The sequence below is a fragment of the Mesorhizobium sp. B2-1-8 genome (genome assembly GCF_006442545.2).
Classification (GTDB): Bacteria; Pseudomonadota; Alphaproteobacteria; order Rhizobiales; family Rhizobiaceae; genus Mesorhizobium.
Genome location: NZ_CP083952.1, coordinates 4,911,806 through 4,938,157, shown reverse-complemented (window position 1 = coordinate 4,938,157; position 26,352 = coordinate 4,911,806). Strand labels below are relative to the sequence as shown.

26 protein-coding genes, 1 tRNA gene and 1 pseudogene are annotated in these 26,352 nt (G+C 62.9%); 9 read left to right on the top strand and 19 right to left on the bottom strand.

The features are described from left to right. The first annotated feature begins 166 nt into the window (after window positions 1–166). Together FJ970_RS24365 and FJ970_RS24360 are read left to right on the top strand one after the other, a co-directional pair. Complete coding sequence (locus tag FJ970_RS24365) at window positions 167–1,846, top strand: electron transfer flavoprotein-ubiquinone oxidoreductase (protein ID WP_140759207.1); 1,680 nt, start codon at window positions 167–169, stop codon at window positions 1,844–1,846. A 163-nt stretch (window positions 1,847–2,009) separates the two neighbouring features. Further along, entirely contained in the window at window positions 2,010–2,603 is a 594-nt protein-coding gene (locus FJ970_RS24360; protein WP_140759209.1) for a DUF922 domain-containing protein, read from the top strand. 35 nt (window positions 2,604–2,638) lie between these two features. On the opposite strand, the gene FJ970_RS24355 is transcribed toward FJ970_RS24360, so the two are convergent. The 5 genes from FJ970_RS24355 to FJ970_RS24335 form a co-directional block, all read right to left on the bottom strand. Next, a complete protein-coding gene (locus FJ970_RS24355) occupies window positions 2,639–3,649 on the bottom strand; it encodes an endonuclease/exonuclease/phosphatase family protein (protein ID WP_181178642.1) in 1,011 nt (336 codons plus the stop codon). 147 nt (window positions 3,650–3,796) lie between these two features. After that, entirely contained in the window at window positions 3,797–5,257 is a 1,461-nt protein-coding gene (locus FJ970_RS24350) for an AMP nucleosidase (protein WP_224590567.1), read from the bottom strand. Window positions 5,258–5,374: 117 nt separating this feature from the next. Next, complete coding sequence (locus tag FJ970_RS24345; RefSeq protein WP_140759215.1) at window positions 5,375–5,569, bottom strand: hypothetical protein; 195 nt, start codon at window positions 5,567–5,569, stop codon at window positions 5,375–5,377. Window positions 5,570–5,603: 34 nt separating this feature from the next. Further along, window positions 5,604–5,759 (bottom strand): hypothetical protein, encoded by a 156-nt coding sequence (locus tag FJ970_RS24340; protein ID WP_181178630.1) that lies wholly within the window; start codon window positions 5,757–5,759, stop codon window positions 5,604–5,606. A gap of 212 nt (window positions 5,760–5,971) precedes the next feature. Continuing rightward, complete coding sequence (locus FJ970_RS24335; protein ID WP_140759217.1) at window positions 5,972–6,313, bottom strand: DUF2147 domain-containing protein; 342 nt, start codon at window positions 6,311–6,313, stop codon at window positions 5,972–5,974. A 438-nt stretch (window positions 6,314–6,751) separates the two neighbouring features. On the opposite strand from FJ970_RS24335, the gene FJ970_RS24330 reads away from it, so the two are divergent. Together FJ970_RS24330 and FJ970_RS24325 are read left to right on the top strand one after the other, a co-directional pair. Beyond that, window positions 6,752–7,018, top strand: a complete 267-nt coding sequence (locus tag FJ970_RS24330; RefSeq protein ID WP_010915070.1) for a sel1 repeat family protein — start codon at window positions 6,752–6,754, stop codon at window positions 7,016–7,018. Between the two features lie 432 nt (window positions 7,019–7,450). After that, the gene (locus tag FJ970_RS24325) at window positions 7,451–8,572 is read left to right on the top strand and encodes a branched-chain amino acid ABC transporter substrate-binding protein (protein ID WP_140759218.1); all 1,122 of its coding nucleotides are present in this window, start codon (window positions 7,451–7,453) and stop codon (window positions 8,570–8,572) included. Between the two features lie 86 nt (window positions 8,573–8,658). Here FJ970_RS24325 and FJ970_RS24320 read toward each other — a convergent pair whose 3' ends face one another. The 10 genes and pseudogenes from FJ970_RS24320 to FJ970_RS24275 all read right to left on the bottom strand — a co-directional run bounded on the left by FJ970_RS24320 (window position 8,659) and on the right by FJ970_RS24275 (window position 17,699). Beyond that, a complete protein-coding gene (locus FJ970_RS24320; RefSeq protein ID WP_140759219.1) occupies window positions 8,659–10,644 on the bottom strand; it encodes an acetyl/propionyl/methylcrotonyl-CoA carboxylase subunit alpha in 1,986 nt (661 codons plus the stop codon). 49 nt (window positions 10,645–10,693) lie between these two features. Then, window positions 10,694–11,014 carry a hypothetical protein gene (locus FJ970_RS24315; protein WP_227791894.1) on the bottom strand — a complete coding sequence of 107 codons (321 nt, stop codon included), beginning with the start codon at window positions 11,012–11,014 and terminating at the stop codon, window positions 10,694–10,696. A 93-nt stretch (window positions 11,015–11,107) separates the two neighbouring features. Then, a complete protein-coding gene (locus FJ970_RS24310) occupies window positions 11,108–11,485 on the bottom strand; it encodes a hypothetical protein (protein WP_140759221.1) in 378 nt (125 codons plus the stop codon). A 39-nt stretch (window positions 11,486–11,524) separates the two neighbouring features. Continuing rightward, the gene (locus FJ970_RS24305; protein ID WP_227791892.1) at window positions 11,525–11,824 is read right to left on the bottom strand and encodes a hypothetical protein; all 300 of its coding nucleotides are present in this window, start codon (window positions 11,822–11,824) and stop codon (window positions 11,525–11,527) included. A gap of 199 nt (window positions 11,825–12,023) precedes the next feature. Then, window positions 12,024–12,545, bottom strand: a pseudogene (locus FJ970_RS24300) (O-acetyl-ADP-ribose deacetylase); the annotation flags it as partial. Between the two features lie 2 nt (window positions 12,546–12,547). Next, complete coding sequence (locus FJ970_RS24295; RefSeq protein ID WP_140759225.1) at window positions 12,548–14,155, bottom strand: carboxyl transferase domain-containing protein; 1,608 nt, start codon at window positions 14,153–14,155, stop codon at window positions 12,548–12,550. A 2-nt stretch (window positions 14,156–14,157) separates the two neighbouring features. Then, a complete protein-coding gene (locus FJ970_RS24290) occupies window positions 14,158–15,321 on the bottom strand; it encodes an isovaleryl-CoA dehydrogenase (RefSeq protein ID WP_140759227.1) in 1,164 nt (387 codons plus the stop codon). After that, a complete protein-coding gene (locus FJ970_RS24285; protein WP_140759229.1) occupies window positions 15,290–15,940 on the bottom strand; it encodes a TetR/AcrR family transcriptional regulator in 651 nt (216 codons plus the stop codon). Before FJ970_RS24285 ends, FJ970_RS24290 begins: the two co-directional genes overlap by 32 nt. Window positions 15,941–16,006: 66 nt before the next feature. Beyond that, window positions 16,007–16,291: an acylphosphatase gene (locus FJ970_RS24280; protein ID WP_140759231.1), complete on the bottom strand. Its 285-nt coding sequence runs from the start codon at window positions 16,289–16,291 to the stop codon at window positions 16,007–16,009. Between the two features lie 295 nt (window positions 16,292–16,586). Continuing rightward, window positions 16,587–17,699: a pyridoxal phosphate-dependent aminotransferase gene (locus tag FJ970_RS24275; RefSeq protein ID WP_140759233.1), complete on the bottom strand. Its 1,113-nt coding sequence runs from the start codon at window positions 17,697–17,699 to the stop codon at window positions 16,587–16,589. 447 nt (window positions 17,700–18,146) lie between these two features. On the opposite strand from FJ970_RS24275, the gene FJ970_RS24270 reads away from it, so the two are divergent. Continuing rightward, window positions 18,147–18,237 (top strand) — tRNA-Ser (locus tag FJ970_RS24270). Window positions 18,238–18,354: 117 nt separating this feature from the next. Here the strand turns inward: FJ970_RS24270 and FJ970_RS24265 are convergent. Beyond that, window positions 18,355–19,254 (bottom strand): alpha/beta fold hydrolase, encoded by a 900-nt coding sequence (locus FJ970_RS24265; RefSeq protein WP_140759237.1) that lies wholly within the window; start codon window positions 19,252–19,254, stop codon window positions 18,355–18,357. Window positions 19,255–19,354: 100 nt separating this feature from the next. Then, entirely contained in the window at window positions 19,355–21,385 is a 2,031-nt protein-coding gene (locus FJ970_RS24260; RefSeq protein ID WP_140759239.1) for a lytic transglycosylase domain-containing protein, read from the bottom strand. 290 nt (window positions 21,386–21,675) lie between these two features. On the opposite strand from FJ970_RS24260, the gene dapA reads away from it, so the two are divergent. From dapA to FJ970_RS24245, 3 genes are all read left to right on the top strand, one after another. Continuing rightward, window positions 21,676–22,557, top strand: a complete 882-nt coding sequence (gene dapA / locus FJ970_RS24255) for a 4-hydroxy-tetrahydrodipicolinate synthase (protein ID WP_140759348.1) — start codon at window positions 21,676–21,678, stop codon at window positions 22,555–22,557. Window positions 22,558–22,800: 243 nt separating this feature from the next. Further along, a complete protein-coding gene (smpB, locus tag FJ970_RS24250) occupies window positions 22,801–23,280 on the top strand; it encodes an SsrA-binding protein SmpB (protein WP_027144197.1) in 480 nt (159 codons plus the stop codon). A gap of 75 nt (window positions 23,281–23,355) precedes the next feature. Continuing rightward, entirely contained in the window at window positions 23,356–24,066 is a 711-nt protein-coding gene (locus tag FJ970_RS24245) for a GH25 family lysozyme (RefSeq protein ID WP_140759241.1), read from the top strand. Window positions 24,067–24,129: 63 nt separating this feature from the next. Here FJ970_RS24245 and FJ970_RS24240 read toward each other — a convergent pair whose 3' ends face one another. Next, entirely contained in the window at window positions 24,130–25,053 is a 924-nt protein-coding gene (locus FJ970_RS24240; RefSeq protein ID WP_140759243.1) for a DMT family transporter, read from the bottom strand. 146 nt (window positions 25,054–25,199) lie between these two features. On the opposite strand from FJ970_RS24240, the gene FJ970_RS24235 reads away from it, so the two are divergent. Beyond that, window positions 25,200–25,673, top strand: coding sequence for an Lrp/AsnC family transcriptional regulator (locus FJ970_RS24235; protein WP_140759246.1), 474 nt, complete (start codon window positions 25,200–25,202; stop codon window positions 25,671–25,673). 16 nt (window positions 25,674–25,689) lie between these two features. Here FJ970_RS24235 and FJ970_RS24230 read toward each other — a convergent pair whose 3' ends face one another. Continuing rightward, window positions 25,690–26,346 carry a uracil-DNA glycosylase gene (locus FJ970_RS24230; protein ID WP_140759248.1) on the bottom strand — a complete coding sequence of 219 codons (657 nt, stop codon included), beginning with the start codon at window positions 26,344–26,346 and terminating at the stop codon, window positions 25,690–25,692. Window positions 26,347–26,352: the final 6 nt, after the last annotated feature.

Below are 26,352 nucleotides of genomic sequence, written 5' to 3'. Positions count from 1 at the left end.
GCGTGCCACGCCGCACGGAAACGGCTTGGGTGCCGCGGAATGCGCGACTTTTTGGCCAAATCCGCATTGTCACGTATGCGCCGGTTTCCTGTCGCCAATTGATGCGCTATGCAGCGCGGGAGCCAGCAAGATACGCCAACTGCGGCAAGCCAGTGCGGAGGGGTTGATGAGCGATATCGAACGCGAGAGCATGGAATTCGACGTGGTCATCGTCGGTGCCGGTCCGGCCGGCCTTGCCGCGGCCATCCGCCTCAAGCAGGTCAATCCCGAGCTTTCCGTCGTCGTGCTGGAAAAGGGCGGCGAGGTCGGCGCCCATATCCTGTCGGGTGCCGTCGTCGATCCGATCGGCATCGACCGGCTGCTGCCCGGCTGGCGCGAGGAGGATGGTCATCCCTTCAAGACGCCGGTCACGGCGGACCATTTCCTGGTGCTCGGCCCCGCCGGCTCGTTCCGCCTGCCCAACATCCTGATGCCGCCACTGATGAACAACCACGGCAACTACATCGTCTCGCTGGGTAACGTCTGCCGCTGGCTGGCCGGCAAGGCCGAGGCGCTTGGCGTCGAGATCTATCCAGGCTTCGCCGCGACCGGCCTGCTCTACAACGAGGCGGGCGCCGTCACCGGCGTCGTCACCGGCGACATGGGCGTCGAGAAGGACGGCACGCACGGTCCGGGCTTCGCACCGGGCATGGCGCTGATGGGCAAGTATGTGCTCATCGGCGAGGGCGCGCGCGGTTCGCTCGCCAAGCAGCTGATCGCCAAATACAAACTCTCCGATGGCCGCGAGCCGGGCAAATACGGCATCGGCCTCAAGGAACTCTGGCAGGTCAAGCCGGAGAACCATCGGCCGGGTCTGGTGCAGCATTCCTTCGGCTGGCCGCTCGACATGAAGACCGGCGGCGGATCTTTCCTCTACCACCTCGAGGACAATCAGGTGGCGGTCGGTTTCGTCGTCCACCTCAACTACAAGAACCCGTATCTATCGCCTTTCGAGGAGTTCCAGCGTTTCAAGACGCATCCAGCGATCAAGGGTACCTTCGAAGGCGCCAAGCGGTTGGGCTATGGCGCGCGCGCCATAACCGAGGGTGGCTGGCAGTCGGTGCCGAAATTGTCGTTCCCGGGCGGCGCGCTGATGGGATGCGCGGCGGGTTTCGTCAACGTGCCGCGCATCAAGGGCTCCCACAATGCGGTGCTGTCGGGGATGCTGGCGGCCGATCATGTTGCCGAGGCGATTGGCGCCGGCCGTGCCAATGACGAGCTTTCCGCCTACGAGGAAGCCTGGCGGGCGACCGACATCGGCAAGGACCTGAAGAAGGTGCGCAACGTCAAGCCGCTCTGGTCGCGCTTCGGCACCATCATCGGCGTCGGCCTCGGCGGCCTCGATATGTGGCTGAACCCGCTGTTCGGCGTCTCGCCCTTCGGCACGCTGAAGCATGGCAAGGCCGATTATGCCACGCTCGAGCCTGCCGCCCAGCACAAGAAGATCGCCTATCCGAAGCCGGATGGCGTGCTCACCTTCGACCGGCTCTCCTCGGTGTTCCTGTCCAACACCAATCACGAGGAAAACGAGCCGGTGCACCTGATCGTCGGCGACATGGCTCTGCAGCAACGCTCCGAGCACGATGTCTTCGCCGGACCTTCCACGCGCTATTGCCCGGCGGGCGTCTATGAGTGGGTGGACAAGGATGGCAACGCCGCCGCCGATCCGCAAGCCAAGGACGTGCGCTTCGTCATCAACGCGCAGAATTGCGTCCACTGCAAGACCTGCGATATCAAGGACCCGAACCAGAACATCGACTGGGTGCCGCCGCAAGGCGGTGAAGGACCGGTCTACCAAGGTATGTGAGCCGAGCGCCGGCAGGCCGTCTCGACCCGGCGGAAGAAATACCGGCCATGCGAGCGGCAGCGGATCTGTTTCTCGCCGTTGCGAAACGGGCGGCTTCGCTCAAGCCCGTTGAAGCGCAGCGCCGAGTGTGGTCTGCTTGGCCACTGACAAAGGGGAGGCGGACATGCGCCTGACCAGCCTGACGATGCTCACCGCGGCCTGTGTGCTGTCCTGTGTGTCAGCCGCATCGGCGGGCACAAGGCTCGTCGTTCACGTGCGTAGCTATGATGTTGCCGGAAAGACCGGGGCCGACCTTATCGAGGCCATGGATCGGCAGGGACCCAAGCACGGCTATATGACGCGCGCTATCGCCGAAACCGGCTACACCGTACATTGGGATCTCGACATCAGCCGCCAGGATGGGGCCTGTCATTTGCGACAGGCCAACGGCACACTCGACCTGACCTACACCTTCCCGCGGCTCTCGCCGACAAGCCAAGGTCTGCGCAAGCGCTGGGACCGTTTCATGGCCGGCGTCCGCAAGCACGAGCACACCCATGGCCGGATTGCGAAAGGCATGATGCGGGCCACCGAGACTGCGCTTGCCGGCCTGGAGCGTCCGGACAACTGGTTCTGCACGGGCACACACCTCGAGGCGAGGCGGCGCATCAACACCATCTATGCCGAATACGAAGCCAAGCAGAACGCTTTCGACGCGCGCGAGCATCGTGGCGGCGGCCATGTCGAGCACCTTGTCGACGCGCTGACCAAGCCTTGACTGGTGCGCACTGCGAGCGTTGGCTCCGTTTCGGATCAGCCGCGCGGCCTGTTTGGAACGTCGCGTGCCGCGAGCGCGCTCTCATGCTCGTCATGGGGTTGCTTGTCGCTCGTGCGGACGGAGAACTCGACCAGCACCGGCAGATGATCCGAGCCGGTATCCTCCAGCCGCGTCGAAGACAGGATGGTCAGCCCGCCCTTGCTGAACACCTGGTCGATCGGCAGGCCTGCATAGCGGCGCAGGAAGTCGGGCAGTGTCCGGTGGATCCAGGTCGGACCGGCTGAAGGCATGAGTTTCAGCCCGCCGAGAGCCGCGACCCGCCGCACCGCCGCACTCCATGGCACGGCGTTGCAATCCCCGGCCATGATCGCGGTCTCGCCGAGCGCCGCCAGTGGCTGCGCCAGTTCGCCGATTTGCCAGTATTGCTCCTTCGGCCAGGGCCAGCTCAAATGGATCGCGGCGACATCGACATCGCTCCCGCCAAAGTCGATGGTGGCGGTCGCCATCGCGCCGCGCGGCTCGCAACGCGGCGCGGTATTGGCGGCAAACGGCCGGCGCGACAGCAGCGCCACGCCGAACATGCCGTTCGGGTAGGGGCAGAGGATCCGATAGGGGTAGGCGCTGGCGATGTAGCCAAGCTCGGTCGACCACATCGCCGACACTTCGTCGAGCGTGATCACGTCCGGATTGGTGCGGCCGATCAGCGACAGCACTTTCTTCGGCGTTGGGTTGTTGAAGCGCAGGTTCATCTGCAGCAGGCTGTAGACGATCTGGTCGGCGGGCTTGGCAACCGCCGGCTGCGGCCACGGCCTGGGCAACGCGCTTGCCGTCGTGGCCAGGCCGCCGATGGCGAAGAGCAGTGCCGCGGCCGCCTGCAGCCGGTAGGAACTCGCAAGCAGGGGCAGCGCCAAAAGCGCCATCAGCACGCTGAGGTGAATGCGGAAATGCGAGAAGGAATCGAAAGCGGGGTGCAGCGCGCCGAAGAACCCGGCCAACAAAGCCGCCGACAATGCCGTCATCGCCAGGAATGCCAGCCCAGCCGTCATGTTCAAGCGCGCGCCTGTTGTCATTGAGGTCGTGTCTGCGAGGTCGTGTCCGCTGAATGCCACCTGTCGATCCGTTCGATTTGCTTATCGGCCAAATTGCGGCCTGAGCAAGACGACGAATTGCCTCGCCGAGGCTTCGCGCGACGCCTACTGGAATGCTGTCTCCGAAAAGCTCCGGAGCTTGCGTGAATGCAGCCGCTCCATCGGCATCTCGGCCAGCTTCTCCATCGCCCTGATGCCGATGGTCAGGTGCTGCGCCACCTGGCGTTTGTAGAACTCGGTCGCCATCCCAGGCAATTTCAGTTCGCCATGCAGCGGCTTGTCGGAAACGCACAGCAGCGTGCCGTAGGGGACGCGAAAGCGGAAGCCATTGGCCGCGATCGTCGCCGATTCCATATCGAGCGCGATCGCGCGCGACTGCGACAGGCGCTGCACCGGTCCGCGCTGGTCGCGCAGTTCCCAGTTGCGGTTGTCGATAGTGGCGACGGTGCCGGTGCGCATGATGCGCTTCAAATCATAGCCCGACAGGCCGGTGACCTCGGCGACCGCTTCCTGCAGCGCAACCTGGATCTCGGCCAGCGGCGGAATCGGCACCCAGACCGGCAGATCGTCGTCCAGCACGTGGTCCTCGCGCACATAGGCATGCGCCAGCACATAGTCACCCAGCGCCTGGGTGTTGCGCAGGCCGGCGCAGTGACCAAGCATCACCCAGGCATGCGGCCGAAGCACCGCGATATGGTCGGTGATGGTCTTGGCGTTGGAAGGGCCCACGCCGATATTGACCATGGTGATGCCGCCATGGTTCGGCTTCTTCAGATGATAGGCCGGCATCTGCGGCAGGCGCTGCGGCGCTACGCCCTCGCTGGGCGCGCGCTGCCCGGCCCGGGTGATAACGTTGCCAGGTTCGACAAATTCCGCGTAGCCGTCACCACCTTTTTCCATCAGGTCGCGGGCGCGGGCGACGAACTCGTCGATGTAGAACTGATAGTTGGTGAACAACACGAAGTTCTGGAAATGCTGCGGGCTGGTTGCGGTGTAATGCGTCATGCGGTGCAGTGAATAATCGATGCGCTGCGCCGTGAACGGCGCCAGCGGCCGGGGCTCGCCGAAGGCGGCCTCGAACGTACCGTTGGCGATCTGGTCGTCGGTGCCGTCGAGGTCCGGCACGTCGAACAGGTCGCGGATCGGCCGCTCGATACGTTCGGCAGCGGCGCCGTCGACATAGGTGCCTTCCAGGAAAGCAAAATGCAGCGGGATCGGCGTGGTCGATTCAGAGACCGTCACCGACACCCCGTGATTGCGCATGATCAGCCGAAGTTGCTCGGTGAGATAGGCTTCGAACAGGATCGGCTGGGTGACCGTGGTAGCGAAATGACCTGGTGTCGGCATGTGGCCATAGGCCTGGCGCGAGTCGACCTGGGTGAACGAACTCGTGGTGACGCCGATCTGAGGATAGAAGGCCCGGTAACGTTTGCTGCTGTCGCCGCCCGCGGCAAGTGCCGCAAAGGAGTCGCGCAGGAACTTGGTGTTGCGGTCGTAGAGCACCTCGAGCGCGGCAACGGCCTTTTTGGCGTTGTCGAAGCTTTGCCGGCCAAAAGGCTCGGGCATGACAACCGATTCGATGGCTTGGGGGTAGATTCGCTTTTCCATGGCTCAATATAGAGACTTGGACGGGCGGTTGGGAGGGGGCTCGCCGCCGAAGGCGCTCAAAGCGCCATTTTTTCTTTATCCGCGCTGCAGGCTGACCAGCAGCACGAACCCGACGCCGGACTTTCTGAGCGCCGGCGCCTCGATCGTCGAGCCGGCATCGGCGCGCATCATCGGCACTGCCAGGACCGGAGCGGCCAGGAGCATCAGGATAAGCGCCGCCCGCGGCAGCAGCCGGAGGATCCTGGAGAGATTGGCGGCGATGCGGTTCATGATGTCTGTGCTTTTCTTTTCGAGGTTCTCTGTTTCAGTGGCGAAGGTTGGTCGGGCAGGCGAGGCGGCACATTCTGGTGGCTTCGTCCCACGAGCGGGGGGAACGGCCCGCTTCGGCGACGAGGATGGCGAAGAACATTCCAAACAGGCTCATCAGCAGGCAGACGATGGTGAAGCGGCGAGCAAGCATTGGGTCCGTGTCTCCTTCAACACGCCGGAGAATGCGCTGACGCCTCTGAACCGGCCCTGATGCCGGCGTTCATCTGCGGTTCAAATTGATTGACGGGATATTGGCTGGCTTGCCGGCTACCCGAATGCCGATCGAGCGCCACTGCCTGCGCCTCGATAAAACGAAAACGGGGCCCGCCAGGCCCCGTTTTGAGATCACAAGGGGATTGACGATCAGAGCTTGTGCCAGATCTGGCTCTTGCAGATCAGTCCGCCGAGCACGCAACCGCTCATCTTGAGCGAGGCACCCGATAATGTCGCCTTGCCGGAATAGGTCTTGTCGTTTGCCGGATCGGTGATGTTGCCGGTATATTTGTTATCGCCGGCTGCCGTGAGCGAGCCGATGGTCTTGCCGGCATATTTACCGGACTTGAGCGTGATGGAAAATGAACCGCCGCCTGAAATGGCCGCGGTGTCGCCCGCCTGCGTTTTCCAGTTGCCCTCGATCGGATCGGCCCATGCCGCGCCGCCCAGCATCAAAGTGGCCGCCAGGGCCAGGCTCACTTTTCGAAACATGTCTTCCTCCCTTTGGATAGCCGGCCGGATGCTCGGCCTCGCCGGTCTGCCGCTTACGCAAACGTAAGCTAATTCAGCTTCCGTCAAAACAAAAGCGGTGCCGCGACGGAAGACTTCGGCATTTTGAAAGCGCCTGAATTCGCCTGGTCGGCGCGGAAATGAAAACGATCGGCGCGTCGCGTTTGTTTCCCGTGGTTAGCGGAGTGTTGATTGCGGCCCCAAAAATTTTCGTCAAATTTGACGAAAACCAGCCGAATTGCTGGCTTCGTATCCTTAACGAATTTCCGCGTTTACCTCTTGTTTTAGCTTTGTTTTCCTCAAATTAAGCACGCCATTTAACGACGGGTTCAAGCCTGCGCGGCATTCTCGAAAGCATCGAAAGAGCGGCCCGGACAAGACAAACGGAGGCAGCTCTCGGGAGCCAGACAGGGGACTAAAATGGCACGTTTTGAAATGCTTGAAGCAGGCTTCGGCGCCATGGGGGCAACTGCCCAGGCCGACATTCTTTTCGAACTGGGCATGATGTATGCGACCGGTCGCGATTGCGAGACCGACGTCGTTGCCGCCCACAAATGGTTCAACATCGCCGCCATCAAGGGTTCGGCCCGCGCCGCGGAGTTGCGCTCGGAACTGTCGGCGGCGATGTCGAAGGTCGAGATCGCCAAGGCCCTGCGCGAAGCCCGCGAATGGATGACCATGCACTGAGATCCGTCAGGCGGGGACGCTCCGGCCAAGACCGCTGAAAGACGGTCGGGCCAACAGGGAGAAGGCTGCGCAGATAGCGAGGCCACAGGCCATCAATAAAGAGAATGCGGCAGGCCGACAGGTCCAAGCCGCGCGACGGACCATGATCCCGAAAAGTGGAATCGGGGTTTCGGCAAGATCATGGCCAACAGGAAGACGGGGAAGGTGGGTTGGGTTCACAGCGCGGGGGCGCCGGGGAAACAGCCTGACAGGCAAAAAAGCCACGACCAGCCGAAACAAGGCTGGCGTGGCTTTTTGCGTGGATGAGGCCGCGCAGGCCCAATCGAGCGGCGGCAATGCGCCTAGACAGGCCCTATGAAGGATGAAATTGTCCCGCTTCTCTGGAAGAAGCGCGGCCGGGCGGCCGCGCGTGAGTGGAGGAGTTCTATTGTCATGAAAAAAATGAGGATTTTGAGCGCGGCCATTTTCGGCCTGATGATGAGTGGGCCGGTCGCATTCGCCGACGACATCACCGTCTCGGTGGTCGGCCCGATGACCGGACAGCTCGCGACCATCGGCGATCAGTTCAAGCAAGGCGCACAGGCCGCGGCCGATGCCATCAACGCCGCGGGCGGCGTCAACGGCTCGATGATCAAGCTCGACATTGAGGACGACCAGTGCGATCCCAAGCAAGCCGTGTCGGTCGCCAACCGCATCGTTGCCAACGGCGTCAAGTTCATCGACGGCCATGCCTGCTCGGGTTCGAGCATTCCGGCCTCGGCGGTCTATGCCGAAGCCGGGGCGCTGATGATGAGCCCGGCGTCCTCGAACCCGGTGCTGACCGATGCGGCGGCCAAGAACGGCTGGTCGACGATCATGCGTCTTTATACGCGTGACGACGCGCAGGGCGCCTTCATCGGTCCGTGGATCGCCAAGAAGTATGCCGGCAAGAATGTCGTGATCCTGCACGACAAGAGCGCCTACGGTCAGGGCGTGGCGGACGCCGTCAGGGCGACCATGAACGCTGGCGGCCTCAAGGAAGTCTACTATGATGCCATCAACCCCGGCGAGAAGGACTATTCGGCACTTGTCACCAAGCTGAAGGATCTCAAGGCCGATGTCGTCTATTTCGGTGGCTACCATCCTGAGGCCGGCCTGATCCTGCGTCAGGCTGCGGAGCAGAACCTGAAGTTCCAGCTGATCATGCCGGATTCGATCGCCTCGCCGGAGTTCTGGCAGGTTGCCGGCCCGGCCGGCGAGGGAACCATGTTCGTGTTCCCGTCGGATCCGCAGGCTAAGCCGGAAGCCAAGGCGGCCGTCGAGAAGATCAAGGCCGGCGGCTTCGTCCCGGAAGGCTTCACGCTGTTCTCCTACGCCGTGGTCCAGGCTTTCGCCGAAGGCATCAAGCGTGCCGGCAGCGACGATCCGGCCAAGGTTGCCGAAGCGTTGAAGAACGGCACGCCGATCAGCACCGTTGTCGGCGACGTCACCTTCGACGAGAAGGGCGACCTCAAGAATGCCAGCTACGACATCAACCAGTGGCACAACGGCAAATACGCACCGATCGCGCAGTAACCGCTCTGGCGATCAGATAATCTAAGGAACTGGCCGGGTTCGTCCCGGCCATTTCTGTTTGCGGCTCGCGATGCGCTCCTTCTATCCTATCGGCCGGTTGCGGTGGTCGATGCGCCCTGTTCCTCGACGAACCGCACCAGCACCGTGCCGTCGTTGACCTGTGACCCTTCCCCGGCGATCTCGGCAATCACCCCGTCATGCGGGGCGGCGATGGTGTGCTCCATCTTCATCGCCTCGAGGATCAGCAGAATTTGCCCTTTGATCACAGCGTCGCCTTTCGCCACGCGCACAAGCTTGACGAGACCTGGCATCGGCGCGCGCAGGCTGCCGGAGGCGGCAGCCGCATCATCGCTCCTCGCCAGGGAATCCGGCACGGTGAAAGTATAGCCGACGGCGCCTTCGTACACCGTGATGTGGCCAGGCCAGCGGGCAAGGCGGGGAACGGCGCGAAGGTCATGCGAATTGATGCTGTCGTAAGGCGCATCGAGCGCCACCTGAAAGCGTCCGTCCGGCCGCATTGAAACCTTTGCCTGAATTGCCTCGTCGCCGAACTTCAGCCGCATGCGCCGCACCAGGGCCTGAAAATGCGCATAGCCGGCAAGCGACGACCACGGATCGTCCGACCATGGCAATGCTCCGGCACCCGAGGCCGCCAGGGCGGCGGCCGAGATGATTTCGCCGGTCGGCGGCGCTATAGCCGTCAGCGCTTCCTGGTGCCGGCCGATCAGGCCGGTATCGACGTCGCCTGCTGCAAAATCCGGATCGGCGGCAAGAGCGGCAAGAAAAGCGGTGTTGACGGTGGACCCGGCAATCTCCGTTTGCGCGAGCGCTGCGCGGAGCGCTTCCAGCGCCGCCTGTCTGTCCCCGGCATGGACGACCAGCTTCGCGATCATGGGGTCGTAATAGGGCGAGATGGCATCGCCGGCCCGCACGCCGGTCTCGATGCGCATCGCCGCACCTTCGGGGGCGACGCCCGGAAATTTCAAATGGTGCAGCGTGCCCGTCGCCGGCAGAAACCCCTTGGCCGCGTCCTCGGCATAGATGCGCGCTTCGAAAGCATGGCCGGAAAGCGCGATCTCGCTTTGTGTCTTCGGCAGTTTTTCGCCGCTGGCGACCCGCAATTGCCACTCGACCAGATCGGTGCCGGTGACCATCTCTGTGACCGGATGCTCGACCTGCAGGCGGGTATTCATTTCCATGAACCAGAAGCGGTCGGGCTTGAGGCCTTGCGAGGCGTCGACGATGAATTCGATGGTGCCGGCGCCGGAATAGTTGATTGCCTTGGCGGCCTTTACCGCCGCCTCCGTCATCGCCTTGCGCAAAGCCGGCGTCATGCCGGGGGCGGGGGCCTCCTCGATCACCTTCTGGTGGCGGCGTTGCGCCGAGCAGTCGCGCTCATAGAGATGCACGGCATTGCCGAAATTGTCGCCGAATACCTGCACCTCGATGTGCCGTGGCTTGTCGACATATTTCTCGACCAGGACGCGGTCGTCGCCGAAGGCGGCCTTGGCCTCGCGCCTGGCGCTGGACAGCGCCTCGGAAAAATCATCGGGATGCTCGACGCGCCGCATGCCCTTGCCGCCGCCGCCGGCACGCGCCTTGATCAGCACGGGATAGCCGATCTCGCGGGCCTTTGAGGCAAGCAGCACGATCTCCTGCGCCTCGCCATGATAGCCCGGAACCACCGGAACGCCGGCCTTCTCCATCAACCGCTTGGCAGCGTCCTTCAGCCCCATGGCGCGGATCGAGGCCGCCGACGGGCCGATGAAAATGAGGCCCGCCGCCACCACCTGGTCGACGAAATCGGGGTTCTCCGACAGGAATCCGTAACCGGGATGAATAGCTTGCGACCCCGTTCCCAGCGCCGCCGCGACAATCCTGTCGCCGCGCAGATAGCTCTCGCCGACAGGCGAGGGACCGATATGGACCGCCTCGTCGGCCATCTCGGCATGCAGGGATCTCGCATCGGCATCCGAATAGACGGCGACGGTGTGCACGCCAAGCTTGCGGGCGGTGCGGATGACGCGGCAAGCGATCTCGCCCCGATTGGCGATCAGGATTTTCGTGAACATGGAGCCTCCCGGATTTGCGTCGGGCGGCGCCATTCCGGCAGGCGCCTGCTTATTTGGACGCGGCGATCTCGCAGGCGCCGCCGTTTGTCACTTTGTAGTGAGCGCGCGTGCCCAGACAGGATTTCATGGCCAGTTCCTCCGCCATCTTTTGCGACGGCGCGTTCAGCCGCGCGCCGCAGAGGATGTAGAGAGAAACCACCCTGGAGTACGGCGTGGTGGCATAGGCGGAATGGCCGGTGGCCGCGACATAGGCCTTGTAGGCCTTTGTGCACGGCGACTTCGGATCGCCATTCAAAGACGGCGGGAAACGCTTGTCTCCCTCGCTTCCCGCCAGTGATCCGGCCACGCCGAAACCGGACGAAGTGATCATTAACAACCCGGCCAGTATCGCCGTAGCTGTCCGTCCGGAATTCGTGGATCTCATGTTGCTCCCCCCCCTCGGAAAAAAATCTCGTCTGGTTGCCTACTTCGACGCCGAGATAGCGCAGCCGCCGCTCGCGGTCTTGACCTTCCACCGCGTCAAGCCGGCCTGGCAGCTGCGCAGCGCCATATCTTCCGCCGCCTTCTGCGACGGCGCATTGAGCTTCGTCCCGCAGATGATGTAGAGGTCGACAACGCGCGAATAAAAAGTCGTGGCGTAGGCCGAATGGCCGCTCGCCGCGATATAAGCCTTGTAGGCAACGTTGCATTCGCTCTTCGGATCCGAGCCCATGGTTGGCGGAAAATGCACGTCTCCCTTGCTCCCCGCCAGTGATCCCGCCGTCGCGGCGCCGACTGTCATCACGACAAGCAGGCCGGCCAGCATCGATGCGGCTGCCCGTTTGATGATCATGGATTTCATTCTGCTCCCCCCAGGAAAAAAGTGTTTGCGGCCGATGGCCTATTTTGACGCGGCGAGGCCGCAGGCACCGGCTGTGGAGACCTTCCATTGTTTGCGGGCCGCCTGGCAGGACTGCATTGCCTTGGACTCGGCCGCCTGTTGTGACGGCGCGTTGAGAGAGATGCCGCAGATCGTGAACTCGGTCGCCCAGTTGAATGGCGTCATTGCATAGGCGGAATGGCCGCGTGCCGCGACGTATTCGCGGTAATGCTTGCCGCAGCCGCCGGTGGAACCTGGTGCCAAATAGACCGGGAAACGAATGTGGCCTTTGCTGCCTGCAAGCGATTCGGCCATGCTCATGCCGGTCGCCGAGAACATTAGTATTCCTGCAAGTATCGACGCAGCCGACTTGCGACAATATTTCGGAACCATTTTCACCCCACGCCAATTGCCCAACCCGGTGTGAGCAATAGCGAATATTCGGTGCCGCCGCTAGTTCGCCGGTGGAAATTTTCATTTGGCTATGGTGATGAATCGATTGGTCCATACAGTTCAGCTTCCCCAGAGTAGCAATGGCTCTTCGGTATAGTTCTGAAGTCGGGTCATCGAAGCAGCAGAAAGTAACGGTTTCCGGCGATGTGTTCCGTGCGAGGAAGCTGTCGACCGTGCGGACCGCGATCGCAGTCGCTTCAGCCTTCGGATACCGGTAGACACCAGTCGAGATTGCTGGAAAGGCAATTGTCCGGCAGTCATTGGCAAAAGCGATTTCGAGCGAGCGCCGGTAGCAGGAGGCGAGCAGTTCTGCCTCGCCCTTGCCGCCGCCCTGCCAAACCGGCCCGACCGTATGGATGATATGGCGGGCCGGCAGCCGGTAACCCTTGGTCAGCTTTGCATCGCCGGTCTTGCAGCCATTGAGCATGCGACATTCGAATTCGAGCTCCGGCCCGGCGGCGCGGTGAATGGCTCCGTCGACCCCGCCGCCACCGAGCAGCGAGGAGTTGGCTGCGTTGACGATGGCATCGACAGCCAGCTTGGTGATGTCGCCGGTGTGAACGCTGATCCGGTCGCCCGTGGCGCTCATCATCACATCCTGAACACACCGAAGCGTGTTCCCTCGATCTCGGCGTTGAGCGCGGCCGACAGGCTGAGCGCCAGCACCTCGCGTGTCCTGGCCGGATCGATGATGCCGTCGTCCCAGAGCCTTGCCGAGGAATAGAGCGGATGACCCTCATGCTCGTATTTCATCAGGATCGGCTTCTTGAATTTCGCCTCCTCCTCGGCGCTCCATTCCCCGCCCTTGCGCTCGATGCCCTCGCGCTTGACCATGGCAAGTACGGTTGCCGCCTGCTCGCCGCCCATCACCGAGATGCGGGCGTTGGGCCACATCCAAAGGAAGCGCGGTGAGTAGGCGCGGCCGCACATGCCGTAATTGCCGGCCCCGAACGAACCGCCGATGATCACGGTCACTTTCGGCACCCTGGCGGTCGCCACCGCCATCACCAACTTGGCGCCGTCCTTGGCGATGCCGCCCGCCTCGTATTTCCTGCCGACCATGAAGCCGGTGATGTTCTGCAGGAAAACCAGCGGAATCTTGCGCTGACAGCACAATTCGATGAAGTGCGCGCCCTTCAGCGCGCTCTCGGAAAACAGCACGCCATTGTTCGCGATGATGCCCACCGGCATGCCGTGGAGGTGGGCAAAGCCGGTGATCAGCGTCGTGCCGTAGTTCTGCTTGAACTCATCGAATTCGGAGCCGTCGACGACGCGCGCGATGACTTCGCGCGCGTCATAGGGCTGGCGCAGATCGGTCGGGACGATGCCATAAAGCTCATCCGCAGGATGAAGCGGCGGAATCGATTTCTGTAAGCTCAGGCTTACAGCCTTGTTCCGATTCAGATTCTTGATGATGCGCCGGCAAATGGCGAGCGCGTGTTCGTCGTCCAGCGCGTAGTGATCGGCGACGCCGGAAAGCCTGGTATGCACATCCGCGCCGCCCAACTCCTCGGCGCTGACATCCTCGCCGGTGGCCGCTTTCACCAGCGGCGGTCCGCCGAGGAAGATGGTCGCCTGGTTGCGCACCATGATCGTCTCGTCCGACATCGCCGGCACATAGGCGCCGCCAGCGGTGCAGGAACCCATGACGCAGGCGATCTGCGGAATGCCGGCAGCCGACATGTTGGCCTGGTTGTAGAAGATGCGCCCGAAATGCTCGCGGTCGGGAAAGACCTCGTCCTGGTTGGGCAGATTGGCGCCGCCGCTGTCGACCAGATAGACGCAAGGCAGGTTGTTCTGCAGCGCGATCTCCTGTGCGCGCAGATGCTTCTTCACTGTCAGCGGATAGTAGGTGCCGCCCTTCACCGTGGCGTCGTTGACGACGACCATCACCTCGGTGCCCTCGACGCGGCCGATGCCGGCGATCAGGCCGGCCGACGAAATCTCCTCGCCATACATGGACCACGCCGCGAACTGGCCGATCTCGAGGAAGGGCGAACCGATGTCCAGCAATTGCGCCAGGCGTTCGCGCGGCAACAGCTTGCCGCGACCGACATGGCGCTCACGTGCCTCATCCGAGCCGCCGCGCTCGACGGCCGCGGCTTTTTCAGCGATGTCGGCAACCAGAGCCCGCATGCGCTCGGCATTGGCGCGGAAGGTTTCGGAGGAGGGCGAGATCTGGGTTTGCAGCGTGGCCATGCTCACACCCCCTCCGCCATGATTTCCCGCCCAATCAGCCAGCGGCGGATTTCGCTGGTGCCGGCGCCGATCTCGTAGAGCTTGGCGTCGCGCAAAAGCCGGCCGGTCGGATAGTCGTTGATATAGCCGTTGCCGCCAAGCAACTGGATGGCGTCGAGCGCCATCTGTGTCGCTCTCTCGGCGGCAAACAGCACGCAGCCGGCGGCATCCTTGCGGGTGGTCTGGCCGCGGTCGCAGGCGGCGGCGACGGCGTAGACGTAGGCGCGCGCGGCGCTCATCGCCGTATACATGTCGGCAAGCTTGCCTTGTACCAGCTGGAATTCCCCGATCGGCTGGCCGAACTGCTTACGCTCGTGAACATAGGGGATCGCCACGTCGAGGCATGCCGCCATCAGGCCGATCGGGCCGCCGGCAAGCACGGTGCGCTCATAGTCGAGCCCGGACATCAGCACCTCGACGCCGCGTCCTTCTTCGTGCAGCAGATTGTCGAACGGCACCTCGACATCGCAGAAAACCAGTTCGCCGGTGTTGGATCCCCGCATGCCGAGCTTGTCGAGTTTCTGCGCCACCGAAAATCCCGGCATCGCCTTTTCGACGATGAAGGCGGTGATGCCGCGCGATTCCCGTTCCGGGTCGGTCCTGGCGTAGACGACCAGCGTTTCGGCGTCCGGGCCGTTGGTGATCCACATCTTGGTGCCGTTGAGCACATAGCGGTCATTGCGTTTTTCGGCGCGCAGCTTGAGCGAGACCACGTCGGAGCCGGCTCCCGGCTCCGACATGGCGAGTGCGCCGACGTGCTCGCCCGAACACAGCGGCGGCAGGTATTTTTCCTTCTGTGCCGGCGTAGCCCACCGGTTGATCTGGTTGACGCAGAGATTGGAGTGGGCGCCATAGGAGAGGCCGACCGATGCGGAGGCGCGCGAAATCTCCTCGACCGCGATCACGTGGGCGAGATAGCCCATGCCGCTGCCGCCGAAATCGGGATCGGCGGTTATGCCGAGCAGGCCGAGCGCGCCGAGTTCGCGCCACAGATGCGCCGGGAATTCGTTGTCGCGATCGATGTCGGCGGCGATCGGCGCGATCCTGTCCTGCGCGAAGCGCCTGACCATGTCGCGCAGCGCCTCGATATCCTCGTCATGCCCGAAGCCGAGCGTGTTCGTGTACATGCCGTTCCTCCCCGGTACCAATGCCGACGTTCGCGCCGACCAGGCGCATTGTCATCGAGAGATATGTCGCCGTGACCTCGGCGATCGACAATCGCTCGCCTGGCCGGAACCAGACGATGACGCCGGTCATCATCTGGATCAGCGCCATGGCCGTCAGGCCGGTGTCCTCGATGTGAAAGACTCCGGCCTCGGCGCCATCGCGCAGGATGGAACGCAGTTCCTTTTCGTAAGCCGTGCGCATGCGCAGGATCTGTGTCAGCCTGTCGGGCGACAGGCTGCGCAATTCCATGTTCGAGACATGCGTGGCGTGGCGGCGTTCGATATGAAAGGCGATGTGGTTGCGCACATAGGCGGCAAGCTGCCACGCCGGATCCGCGCCGGCTGGCCTAGTCTGCTCCCAGGCCTCGCGAAGCCCTTGCATATGCTCGCGCATCAGCGTGAACAGCAGGTCTTCCTTGGTCGGGAAATAGCGGTAGAGCGCGGCTGCCTGCACGCCGACCTCGGCGGCCAACTGGCGCATCGACATCGCTTCATAGCCGTGGCGCGCTATCAGGGTGACCGCCGCGTCGCGGACTGCCGCTTCGGTTCGCTCGCCGTCTGATCCTGTGGTTCGTGCCATCGTCGCCTCGTTGGACGGCAATAATAAAACGAACGTTCAATTAATTCAAGAGGAGGTGGGACCTGCCTATGCTATGATCCTGAAATCTTCAGGCGTGATCGAGGTCTCCATCTCCTCTAGATCGATCCGCGAGACAGCCGCGCCGGGCGGGCCTTGCCGAAGCCGTTCGATCATGGCCGCGATGGCTGCGTCGGCGCCGGTAAGCCATGCCGTAACCGAGCCGTCTCGTTCGTTACGCACCCAGCCCAGCAGCCCGAACCTCGTCGCTTCGCCTCGCGCCCAGATCCGATAGCCGACACCTTGGACCGTGCCGTATATGCGCGCCTGCACTGCCCTTTTCCGATCACTCATGGCTCGCTCCCTTGCATAGAGTCTGGCGCAGCACCGAACGAAGGCAATTGGCTTGAGGCGCTATCCAGCCCGAAAAGCTTGGGATTCCTGCGGAAGATGGATAATTTCATCCAATTTCGAACCGGCGGCTTACGCGGTCGGAGAATCCTTCGCAAATTCTCCGCGCCACTAATCGTGATCTCGGGCGCCTGACCGCGGGCCTGAACGACAGGCAAGCCGCGGAGTTGTCGGATGTGCTGACGCGTGTCAGGCATCTGCTCGGCGCAGCGACGACTCCCGAGCGCCGCGAACTACCCTAGTTTCCGCGCGCCGCTGCCAACGCGCCGGGCAATTCCTCGGCGAAGATATCCAGTTCATGGTCGAGACCGACACTGACGCGGATGCAGCGGTCGAGCCCTGGCGCCATCGGCTTGCGGATGAAGACGTCGCGCGACAAAAGTCCCTGAAGCACTTTCAGAGCGAAAGCACCGTCATGGCCGCAGTCGATGGTGACGAAATTGGTCGCCGAGGCGAGCGGCTTCAACCCGTTCTGTTCGGCGATATTGGTGATGCGCCGCCGTCCGGCGGCCACCCGGGCCACCACCGTCTCGAGATAGGCCTGGTCGGCGAGCGCCTCGACGCCGGCGATCTGCGCCATGCGGCTGACGCCGTAATGGTTGCGGATCTTCTCGAAGTCGCTGATCACCTGCGTCTCGGCCAACGCATAGCCGCACCGTATGCCGGCAAGTCCGTAGGCCTTCGAAAAGGTTCGCATGCGGATGACGTTTGGCCGCGAGATATCGATCGGCGGCAGGGCCGAGGCCGGCCCCAATTCGCCATAGGCCTCGTCGAGCACCAGCATGGTGGTTTCCGGCAAGGCTTGCATGAAGCGGATGACCTCGTCGGCTTCCCACCAGCTGCCCATCGGATTGTCCGGATTGGACAGATAGACCAGCGGCGCCTTCTCCCTGACGACCGCCGCGAGCAGACCGTCCAGGCTTTCCCTGTTGTTCTCGTAAGGGACGGTCACCAGTCGGCCGCCGACACCGGCAATGTGGAAGTTGAAGGTCGGATAGGCGCCGAGCGAGGTGACCACCGCATCGCCTGGCGCCACATACATGCGCGCCACCAGGCTGAGCAGGCCGTCGATGCCTTCGCCGACAACGACGTTCTCGACAGCCACGTTGTGATGCGCAGCGGCCGCGACTTTCAGGTCGAAATTGTCGGGATCGCAATACATCCACTGGTCGCGCGCGACGCTCTCCATGCGGGCGATGACGCGCGGCGAGGGGCCAAAGCTGCTCTCATTGGCGCCGATGCGGGCACGGAAAGCGCGCCCGCGCTCACGCTCCTGCGCTTCGGGGCCGACAAACGGCACGGTAGACGGAAGCGCGGCGATGACGGGTGTGAGGAGAGGGCGCTGACGCATGTCGGAAGCTCGCTTGCAAGGGGCTTTCTTGCTAACGTGACCGGATGGTTGGCGCAAGTTGCTCCCAGCCAGCAATTTGTCATGCTGGATTCGGCCACCTCTTTTTGCTAGCCGGACATGATGAGCAGTCGATTCCCACCCGCTTGGTCCAAGCATCTTAAAACTTCATCCGGGCCGAAAATCCCGCAGCCAAAAATCGCGCAACCGAAAGCGAATCCGCTATCGCAGGCGCAAGCTGACGACGCGCTGCCCTCCGCAGCCGCTTATTTCCAGCAGAACCCGGTATTGGCAGACGGAATCATGGCGAGGCCGTGAGGCACGAGCCAGGGAATTGCCGCAGAAACGCCGCATCGCGCAAAGCCGCGATCCGATACGCTCCTATTTTTCCATATTAATGATGCGGGCTTGTTGATTGTGCCGCCGCTTTTCTTTATCCAGCGGCTCAACGGAGAGGTGGCCGAGTGGTCGAAGGCGCTCCCCTGCTAAGGGAGTAGAGGTCAAAAGCTTCTCGTGGGTTCGAATCCCATCCTCTCCGCCATCCTGCTTCGCGCTGCCGTGCTAGCTCACAATGGGCGGCGTCGACGCGGAGAAGATGGCGCCGAAGGCGCCTCGGAATAACCTCAAAAGCCAAGTGGGCCGACGGTTGGTCTTGGGCTTATCTCTGGTTTTTCCGCGCCTCTGCTTGATCCAGAAAGAGGGCGATGTCGGTAGGCAGGTTGCCGGTCTCCAGGAAGGGGGCGTGCCCCTGGTCTGGAACGGTGATTGTCCTGGTGCTGGGATGACGCTTTCGCATCTCCTCCAGCGTTTCAGGCGACAATAGCCTCGAATTGGCACCGCGTATGACGAGCAGTGGAATGGTCGCCAACGCATTGAACTGCTGCCATAGATCCGGCAATGGCTGTGACAGGTCGAGATTGGCAACCGTATCGACCAGCTTCGAATCGAAATCGGGCTGCAGCCCTTGATTCGTCTCGCGATAGATCGCACGCACCATTCGCTCCCAGTCGCTCTCGGCAAGCGCCGGAAAATCCTGGCTATGAACGTTGCGCTGGGCATCCACCGCCTCGGCGAGGGTTTTCGGCTTTGGCGTGCGTTCGAGATAGGACTGGATGTGGGCGAGACCCGCGGGTTCGATCACTGGCCCGATGTCGTTGAGCACGATGGCTTTCAGCGCCGCCGGATGCATCGCGCCAAGTACATGGATGATCAGCCCGCCGCGCGAGGTGCCGATGAAGGCCGCGTGTTCGATGCCGAGCGCCGTCAGCCCGGCAAGGACGTCGCCGGCTTCGATGCCGACATTATAGTGGCCGACATCGGGATCGTAGGCCGACTGCCCGCGTCCGCGGTAGTCGAAGGCGACGACCTTGCGCGCAAGGGCGGATCGCGTTGAGAGATGGAGCGCAAGCTCGTGAAAATCCCGCGCGTTACGCGTCAAGCCGGGCAGACAGACGACCGGCCAATGCGCGGAATTCGCTTCGCCATAGACGCGCGCATGAAGTCTCAGCCCATCTGGCGCGGCATAGAAGAAGTCGGAGAATCCGCCGTCGCTCGCCATCTGAGTGCCAGTCCTTGTTTAAGTGACCGACTGCTACAGGCGAGGGTGGAGATCGTCAAACACTCTTCCCTTCTCCCACGATGGAGGAGGAAAAGTGCCCTCAACTGCGCCCGTTCACGAGATCGCCGACGATGTCGTACTTGCCGGAAATACGCATCTTGTAGACCTCGTAATTCTCCATCACGCGCTGCACGTAACTTCTTGTTTCGGTGTAGGGAATCCGCTCGATCCAGTCCACAACCGCATCGATGTCCTTGCCGCGCGGGTCACCGTATTTCGCCACCCACTGGCTGGCCCGGGTCGGGCCGGCATTATAGCCCGCGAAGGTCAATACGTACGAGCCGTTGAAGCGATCGAGCTGTTCGCCGAGGAACGCCGAACCAAGCGTTGCATTGTAGCCGGCGTCGGTTGTCAGCCTGGTCTGCGAAAACTGCAATCCGGCCTTCTTCGCCAATTGCTTGGCGGTTCCCGGCATCAGCTGCAGCAGCCCACGCGCGCCGGCACTGGAAACGGCGCCGATATTAAATTCGCTTTCCTGGCGGGCGATCGCATAGGCCAGCGCCTTGCCCGAACCTGAAATATTGGCCGAATCGGGGATGACGCCGAGCGGATGCGACAGCGCGCCGACATCGATGCCGCGCGCCCCGGCGATCTTGCCGATTTTCAGCGCCATGAAATGGTTGTCCTGCTTTTCGGCAAGGACAGCGAGCAGCGCCAGTTCACCCGGGCTGGTCAGCTGCCCGGCAAGGTCGCGATAGAGCGTTTCGGCATAACGGTCGTAGCCTGCCTCCTGCAGGCGCTTGATGGCGGAGACGGCCTCGCGGCCGGCAAAGTTCTGCCGGTCGGCGGCACTCGGCTGGGGATAGACGATGTTGAGCGCCTGCCGGCCGACGCGTTCTGCGGCCAACTGGCCGTAAAACGTCGTGCCGTAGGTCGCCGCACGTCCAAAATAGTTCTTGGCATTGCCGGGGCCGCCGACTTCCGCCGCGCGGCCGAGCCAGTAATAGGCGCGCGACAGGGTCATCGGCCCTTGGGCAAGGTCGGCGATGCGCGCGAAATGCGTCGCCGCGAGCTTGGGATCGTTCAGGCCGCGCAGCGCGTACCAGCCGGCGTGGAATTCGGCTTCCGCCGCATTGGCCGCGCTTTCGGCGGCATGCGTGGCGACTATCTTGTAGGCGGTCTTCATGTCGCCCTGGTCGACCAGTTCGCGCGACAGCACCCGACGTTCGACCCACCAGGCATCCGGATCGACCAGGGATTCACGGTCCGCCGGCGCTTTCATGACAATAGCCGCGGCGCCCGCGAAATCCTTCTGCTTGCGCAGATATTCGGCCTGCGCGAAGAAATAGCCGGCCGAGCGCTGCGCCGCCGGCACGGCCTTCAGCAGTTTGGCCGTGTTCTTGTCGCCTCTGTCAGCCGCCGCCCAGACGTCGGCAAGCGGCTGGGCGCCGGCGAGGCCGGCGACACGCAAGGCGGAATTCACCCGGTCGGCATAGAACATGCGCTCCATGCGAAAACGGTGATCGGCGGCGGGAACGAGGCTGCCGAACTCCTTTATCAGAGCCGTCTCGTCCTTGGCGTCCAGGATCGCGGTGCGCCAGAACGGCGACAGCACCGATCGCGCCGCCTTGGCGTTGCCGGACGACACATAGGCGCGCGCGAGAACCATCACGCCTTCGAATGTCTGCGGCTGGCTGCCGCCGAATGCCTTGACGACGATGTCCGCCGCCGGATTCTCGCGATAGAGTGCGCGCTCGCTGTTCTTGCGCAATGCAACGGTGCCCGGCCAGTTGGGCAGCATCTTCGTGGCTGCTGCGATGTCGCCGCTCGGCACCTTGTCGCCCCCGTAGAGCGCGATCGCCCAGGCCAATATGTGCTGGTCGAGCGATTGTGCGGGCAGCGCGTCGCGCACACCGCGCGCGCCGGGAATATCGCCGGCCGCCAGCGCATCCAGACCGCTTTTCAAGAGCGTGACGCCGGGTGAGGGCGCCGGTTGCGCCTTGTCCTCTACACCAGGCATCGGAATGGCCGAGGTGACCCGCACATCGACGCTGCCGCTGATCGCCACGCCGGGCACCAGCGCGGCGATGGCGCCAAGAAGCGCGAACAGATGGGGCCGACCCCTCGGCATGATCTCGTATCTCTCCTTAATCCAGCATTTTACCAGCAGGCGAAGAAGCCTAGAAGCCTAAACTTAGGTCGTGAAGGGCTCGTAAACAAAGGGTTATCGAGGCCGTTCGAATTACGTTTGCTGGCACCATGGCAATGCTTGCCGCGCAACAATGTCGAGACTATGGTGCGCGGCTTCGCTTTCGGTTAGAAGGCGCGCACGACAAAACACCGATGCATGTCGCCCAAAAGTGGATACCGGTTTGGGGCCACGACATGCATGAACCAAGAAGTCCCAAGGAGTTGGACGACATGCTGAGAGGCTCGCTTACCGCGCTCGTGACACCGTTCGAAAAGAGCGGGCGTTTCGACGAGAAAGCCTTTCGCGCGTTCATCGAATGGCAGCTTGGCGAAGGCACCACGGGCCTCGTCCCGGTAGGCACCACCGGCGAGTCGCCGACGCTGTCGCATGACGAGCATCGCCATGTCGTCAAGGTTTGCATCGAGGTGGCCAAGGGTCGCGCCCCGGTAGTTGCCGGCGCCGGTTCCAACAATACCGAGGAAGCTGTTGGGCTTGTGCAATATGCCGAGAAGGCCGGTGCCGATGCCGCCCTGGTCGTCACGCCCTACTACAACAAGCCGACGCAGCGCGGCCTCTACGAGCATTTCGCCGCTGTCGCCAGGGCGACCAAGCTGCCGATCATCATCTACAACATCCCGCCGCGCTCGGTGATCGACATGATGCCGGAAACGATGGGCCGGCTGGCGCACGACTTCAAGAACATCGTCGGCGTCAAGGATGCGACCGGCAAGGTCGAGCGCGTGTCCGAGCAGCGCATGACCTGCGGCAAGGATTTCATCCAGCTTTCCGGCGAGGATGCCTCCGCGCTCGGCTTCAACGCGCATGGTGGTGTCGGCTGTATTTCGGTGACCTCGAACGTCGCGCCAAGGCTGTGCGCCGAATTCCAGGAAGCGACGCTCTCCGGCGACAGCGCCAAGGCGCTCGAGCTGCAGGACCGTCTCTTGCCGCTGCACAAGGCCATCTTCATAGAGCCCGGCGTCTCCGGCGCCAAATACGCGCTCTCCAAGCTGGGCAAGGTCGAGAACGTGCTGCGTTCGCCGCTGGTCACCATCGAGCAGTCCACGGCCGAAAAGATCGATGCGGCCATGAAGCATGCCGGCTTGATTAATTAACGAGCCCGTTTGGAAACTCTACTCCTGCGGCCATCTGAAGGCGCCACCTGCGCTTCCGGTGCTCGCGTACTATATGTACGCTCCGCTCCGGTTCCGCGCATGGCCCCGAAAGCACTTCGCTTTCGGGGCCATGCGCAAAGTCGGATTTCTAGAGCGTCCTTTGCGCGTTAAAAAACGCGCGGCGCTCTAGTAGCACCATCATCTGACTCGCAGGAGCGAGTTTCGAAACGGATTCTGGACGTTATGAACCAAGTCAGAAAAGCCGACCCCAACAACAAGACCGTTGCGGAAAACCGCAAGGCGCGGTTTTCCTATGAGGTGCTCGATACGATCGAGACCGGCTTGGTGCTGACCGGCACCGAGGTGAAATCGCTGCGCCAGGGCCAGGCCAACATCCAGGACAGCTATGCCTCGGTCGAAGGCGGCGAGATCTGGTTGATCAATTCCTATCTGCCGGAATACCTGCAGGCCAATCGCTTCAACCACGAGCCGCGCCGGCGCCGCAAACTGCTGCTCAACAAGCGCGAGATGGCAAAACTGTCGCAGAGCGTCGACCGCGAAGGCATGACGCTGGTGCCGCTGAAAATCTATTTCAACGACCAAGGACGCGCCAAGCTGCTGCTTGCCGTTGGCCGCGGCAAGAAGCTGCATGACAAGCGCGAGACCGAGAAGCAGCGCGACTGGTCGCGCGAAAAGGGCCGGCTGCTCAAGGAACGTGGGTGATCAGGTGACAGCCTGATAGAGCCAACAGTCGGGCTTCAAGATCGAACAATCGGCAAGTCCAGCAGGGGGATGGTCTTGAAGAAGCGGATTGTTCTCTGGGGCTTGGCCAGTCTTACCCTGGCGTGTGTCGTTGTGGTGGGCGCCGTGGTCTATTTCCACACCTACTCCCCCGACCGCGGCAGATATCCGGTCCGGGGCATCGACGTCTCCCATCATCAGGGCAAGATCGACTGGCGGCGTGTTGCCGCCGATGATGTGGCTTTCGCCGTCATCAAGGCGACTGAAGGCGGCGACCATGTCGACGATGCTTTCGCCGGCAATCTGCGCGAGGCCCGCGCCGCCGGGCTCGCCGTCGGCGCCTATCATTTCTTCACCTTCTGCCGGCCGGGCGCCGACCAGGCCAGGAATTTTATCTCGGTGGTGCCGCACGATCAGCCATTGCTGCCGCCGGTCGTCGACATCGAGTTCGGCGGCAACTGTCCGCAGCGCCCGTCACCCGAGCAACTAAACGCCGAACTCGAGGCTTTCCTCGGACCCGTCGAGGCGGCGTTCGGCAAGCCGGCGATCGTCTATCTGACGGATGAAGCCGAGGCGGCCTATGCCGGGCAAATCGCCGCTCGCCCACTCTGGCTGCGCTCACTGCTCAAGGAGCCGGACCGCCGTGACTGGATCTACTGGCAGTACCACAACCGGGGGCGCGTGGACGGCATCGAGGGGGATGTCGACCTGAACGTCTTGCAGGGCGGGCCGGAGAAGCTGGCGGCGCTGCTTGCCTCCAAACCTTGATGAACAGCCCCGATCCGATGTCGGTCCGTTTCTTCAAAAGCCTTTGCCATGCTGCTGAACCATTCACGATCCAGCTGATGTCGGGACAGCCAGATTTTCCCTGGTGATGCGTCGACCCATCGCCGAATAACCCATCCCGGCGGCCATGATGGCGATGGCCACGCATTGGATCGCCAGCGGGGTCTCGCCAAGCACGATCATGCCGACCATCACGGTGGCGATCGGCACACCCGGCAGGAACAGCGATGCCGCCTGCGAGCCCAATCGGTCGACAATGTAAGTGTAGAGGAACATTGCGGCAGCGCCCGCGAGAAAACCTTGAATGACGATCTGGCTGACGATCTCGGCGCCTGCGGCCGCATGAAGGCCGCTTGGTGCAAAGAGGTAGAGAAGTGGCAGCGGCAGGCAGGACAAAAGCACGACGCTCGCGGTCGCCGTGACCGGTTCGACGCGCCATCGCTGCACAAGAGCCGCATAGGCGGAAAACATCGCACCCGATCCGATAAACAGCAGATCCCCGAACAGGACATTATTGGCACCGGTGCGCGCCGGCGCTATGAACAGCAACAAGCCGGCGATGATCGTGACGACGCCAATGATCCGCCGGCGCGACGCACTTTCCCTGAACAGCGACAACAGGAACGAGAAGAAGACGATCGACGCGGGGCAGAGCGCCGCGGCATGGGCGGCGGGAGCATGGGTCAAGCCCCAGTTGATGATCAGCGGATAGGGCAATCCGGCCAGCGCCGCCAATGTCGATCCACGCCGCCAGCCCAGCGCCGTCATGGTCGCCAGGCCGCGCCTCCAGACGATCGGCAGGAACACCGCGCCGGCACCGGCAAAGCGCAAGCCGGCCATGTCGGTGGCCGTCAGATGCTCCCTGAGGCTGAAGCGGGCGGCCACGAACTGCGCGGCATAGATGGCGATCATGGCGAGGCCGGCGATCACCGCCGGTCTTGTGTTTCCCGTGTCTCGTCCGTCCGCCATGTCAGTTCTGCCGCCATATTCATGTCGCCAGGCGGAGACAGCTCCGGCTCTGCGATGAAGCGCAGCCTATTGCCGAAATGGCTGCGACAAAATACTCTGGTTTTCGCGATCTGAAGTGTAATTCACGCAAATGAGGTGGCTTGAACGTGAATCCTGAATCAGGCGACCTGGACGCCGTCGACCGTACTCTTCTGCGGCTGCTGCAGGAAGACGGACGCCGCACGACGCTCGATCTGGCAACGCGGGTCGGCCTGTCGCCGACCGGCGCCAGTCAGCGCGTGAAGCGCCTGTTTCGCGACGGCTTCATCACCGCCATCAGGGCGGTGCTCAATCCGGCAAAGATTGGCCGCGGCATGCTTGTCTTCATCGAGGTACGGCTCGATCACACGGCCCCGCATATCTTTGACCGCTTCGCCGAGGCGGTCGCAAAGGCGCCCGAGGTTCTGGAATGCCACATGGTCGTCGGCGGCTTCGACTATCTTGTGAAGGCGCGCATTGCCGAGATGGCCGACTATCAGGACTTTCTCAAACGCGTCATCCTGCCGCTGCCGGGAGTGAAGGAAACACATACCTATGCGTCCATCGGCGACGTGAAACCGGATGCCCTGCTGCCGGTGTGAGCAGGCATCGGAGACCTCAATTCTTCAGAAATGCCGCGATCTCGCTGAACACCTTGACGAACATGTCTTCGGTCAACACACCGGTATTGGTGTTGTAGCGCGAGCAATGATAGCTCGAAAACAGCGTAATGCCGCCGGCCGGCACTTGCCCGCCATGTTTGAACGGATAGGTGGCGACGCGCTCGCCCAGTGCCCGCACCGTCGACTGGTGCGCGATCGATCCCAGCGCCAGCACGGCGCGCAGGTTGGGAAAGCGAGCGATTGTCGGCACCAAAAATGTCCGGCAGGTGGCGATCTCGGCACCCACCGGCTTGTTCTCCGGCGGCACGCAGCGCACCGCGTTGGTGACCGCCGTGCCGACGAGCTCCAGCCCGTCATCGGGCCGTGCCTTGAATTCGCCTCGTGCAAAACCGTGGGCAATCAGCGTCGAATAGAGCAGGTCGCCGGCATAGTCGCCGGTGAACGGGCGCCCGGTGCGGTTGGCCCCGCGCAGGCCGGGCGCCAGACCGACGATCAGAAGCTGGACGGTATCTTCGCCGCCCGGTGGCAGGAAGGTCGGCACCGGCGCGTTGAACCAGGACGGCTCGCGCTGCCGCCATTCGGCGATGAAGTCATGCAACCGCGGGCAGAGTGGGCAGTCGCGGCTGGGTTCGGAAGCGGAGAGGGCGGTCAAGTCGAC

Coding starts and splice junctions, on each gene's coding strand:
- FJ970_RS24365 (WP_140759207.1), top strand. CDS start 167: ATGAGCGATATCGAACGCGAGAGCATGGAATTCGACGTGGTCATCGTC.
- FJ970_RS24320 (WP_140759219.1), bottom strand. CDS start 10,644: ATGTTCACGAAAATCCTGATCGCCAATCGGGGCGAGATCGCTTGCCGC.
- FJ970_RS24275 (WP_140759233.1), bottom strand. CDS start 17,699: ATGCGTCAGCGCCCTCTCCTCACACCCGTCATCGCCGCGCTTCCGTCT.
- FJ970_RS24295 (WP_140759225.1), bottom strand. CDS start 14,155: ATGGCCACGCTGCAAACCCAGATCTCGCCCTCCTCCGAAACCTTCCGC.
- FJ970_RS24355 (WP_181178642.1), bottom strand. CDS start 3,649: ATGACGGCTGGGCTGGCATTCCTGGCGATGACGGCATTGTCGGCGGCT.
- FJ970_RS24280 (WP_140759231.1), bottom strand. CDS start 16,291: ATGAGTGATCGGAAAAGGGCAGTGCAGGCGCGCATATACGGCACGGTC.
- FJ970_RS24360 (WP_140759209.1), top strand. CDS start 2,010: ATGCGCCTGACCAGCCTGACGATGCTCACCGCGGCCTGTGTGCTGTCC.
- FJ970_RS24350 (WP_224590567.1), bottom strand. CDS start 5,257: ATGCCCGAGCCTTTTGGCCGGCAAAGCTTCGACAACGCCAAAAAGGCC.
- FJ970_RS24325 (WP_140759218.1), top strand. CDS start 7,451: ATGAAAAAAATGAGGATTTTGAGCGCGGCCATTTTCGGCCTGATGATG.
- FJ970_RS24265 (WP_140759237.1), bottom strand. CDS start 19,254: ATGGCGAGCGACGGCGGATTCTCCGACTTCTTCTATGCCGCGCCAGAT.
- FJ970_RS24260 (WP_140759239.1), bottom strand. CDS start 21,385: ATGCCGAGGGGTCGGCCCCATCTGTTCGCGCTTCTTGGCGCCATCGCC.
- FJ970_RS24290 (WP_140759227.1), bottom strand. CDS start 15,321: ATGTACACGAACACGCTCGGCTTCGGGCATGACGAGGATATCGAGGCG.
- FJ970_RS24330 (WP_010915070.1), top strand. CDS start 6,752: ATGGCACGTTTTGAAATGCTTGAAGCAGGCTTCGGCGCCATGGGGGCA.
- FJ970_RS24285 (WP_140759229.1), bottom strand. CDS start 15,940: ATGGCACGAACCACAGGATCAGACGGCGAGCGAACCGAAGCGGCAGTC.
- FJ970_RS24305 (WP_227791892.1), bottom strand. CDS start 11,824: ATGAGCATGGCCGAATCGCTTGCAGGCAGCAAAGGCCACATTCGTTTC.
- FJ970_RS24315 (WP_227791894.1), bottom strand. CDS start 11,014: ATGATCACTTCGTCCGGTTTCGGCGTGGCCGGATCACTGGCGGGAAGC.
- dapA (WP_140759348.1), top strand. CDS start 21,676: ATGCTGAGAGGCTCGCTTACCGCGCTCGTGACACCGTTCGAAAAGAGC.
- FJ970_RS24335 (WP_140759217.1), bottom strand. CDS start 6,313: ATGTTTCGAAAAGTGAGCCTGGCCCTGGCGGCCACTTTGATGCTGGGC.
- smpB (WP_027144197.1), top strand. CDS start 22,801: ATGAACCAAGTCAGAAAAGCCGACCCCAACAACAAGACCGTTGCGGAA.
- FJ970_RS24340 (WP_181178630.1), bottom strand. CDS start 5,759: ATGCTTGCTCGCCGCTTCACCATCGTCTGCCTGCTGATGAGCCTGTTT.
- FJ970_RS24310 (WP_140759221.1), bottom strand. CDS start 11,485: ATGAAATCCATGATCATCAAACGGGCAGCCGCATCGATGCTGGCCGGC.
- FJ970_RS24345 (WP_140759215.1), bottom strand. CDS start 5,569: ATGAACCGCATCGCCGCCAATCTCTCCAGGATCCTCCGGCTGCTGCCG.
- FJ970_RS24240 (WP_140759243.1), bottom strand. CDS start 25,053: ATGGCGGACGGACGAGACACGGGAAACACAAGACCGGCGGTGATCGCC.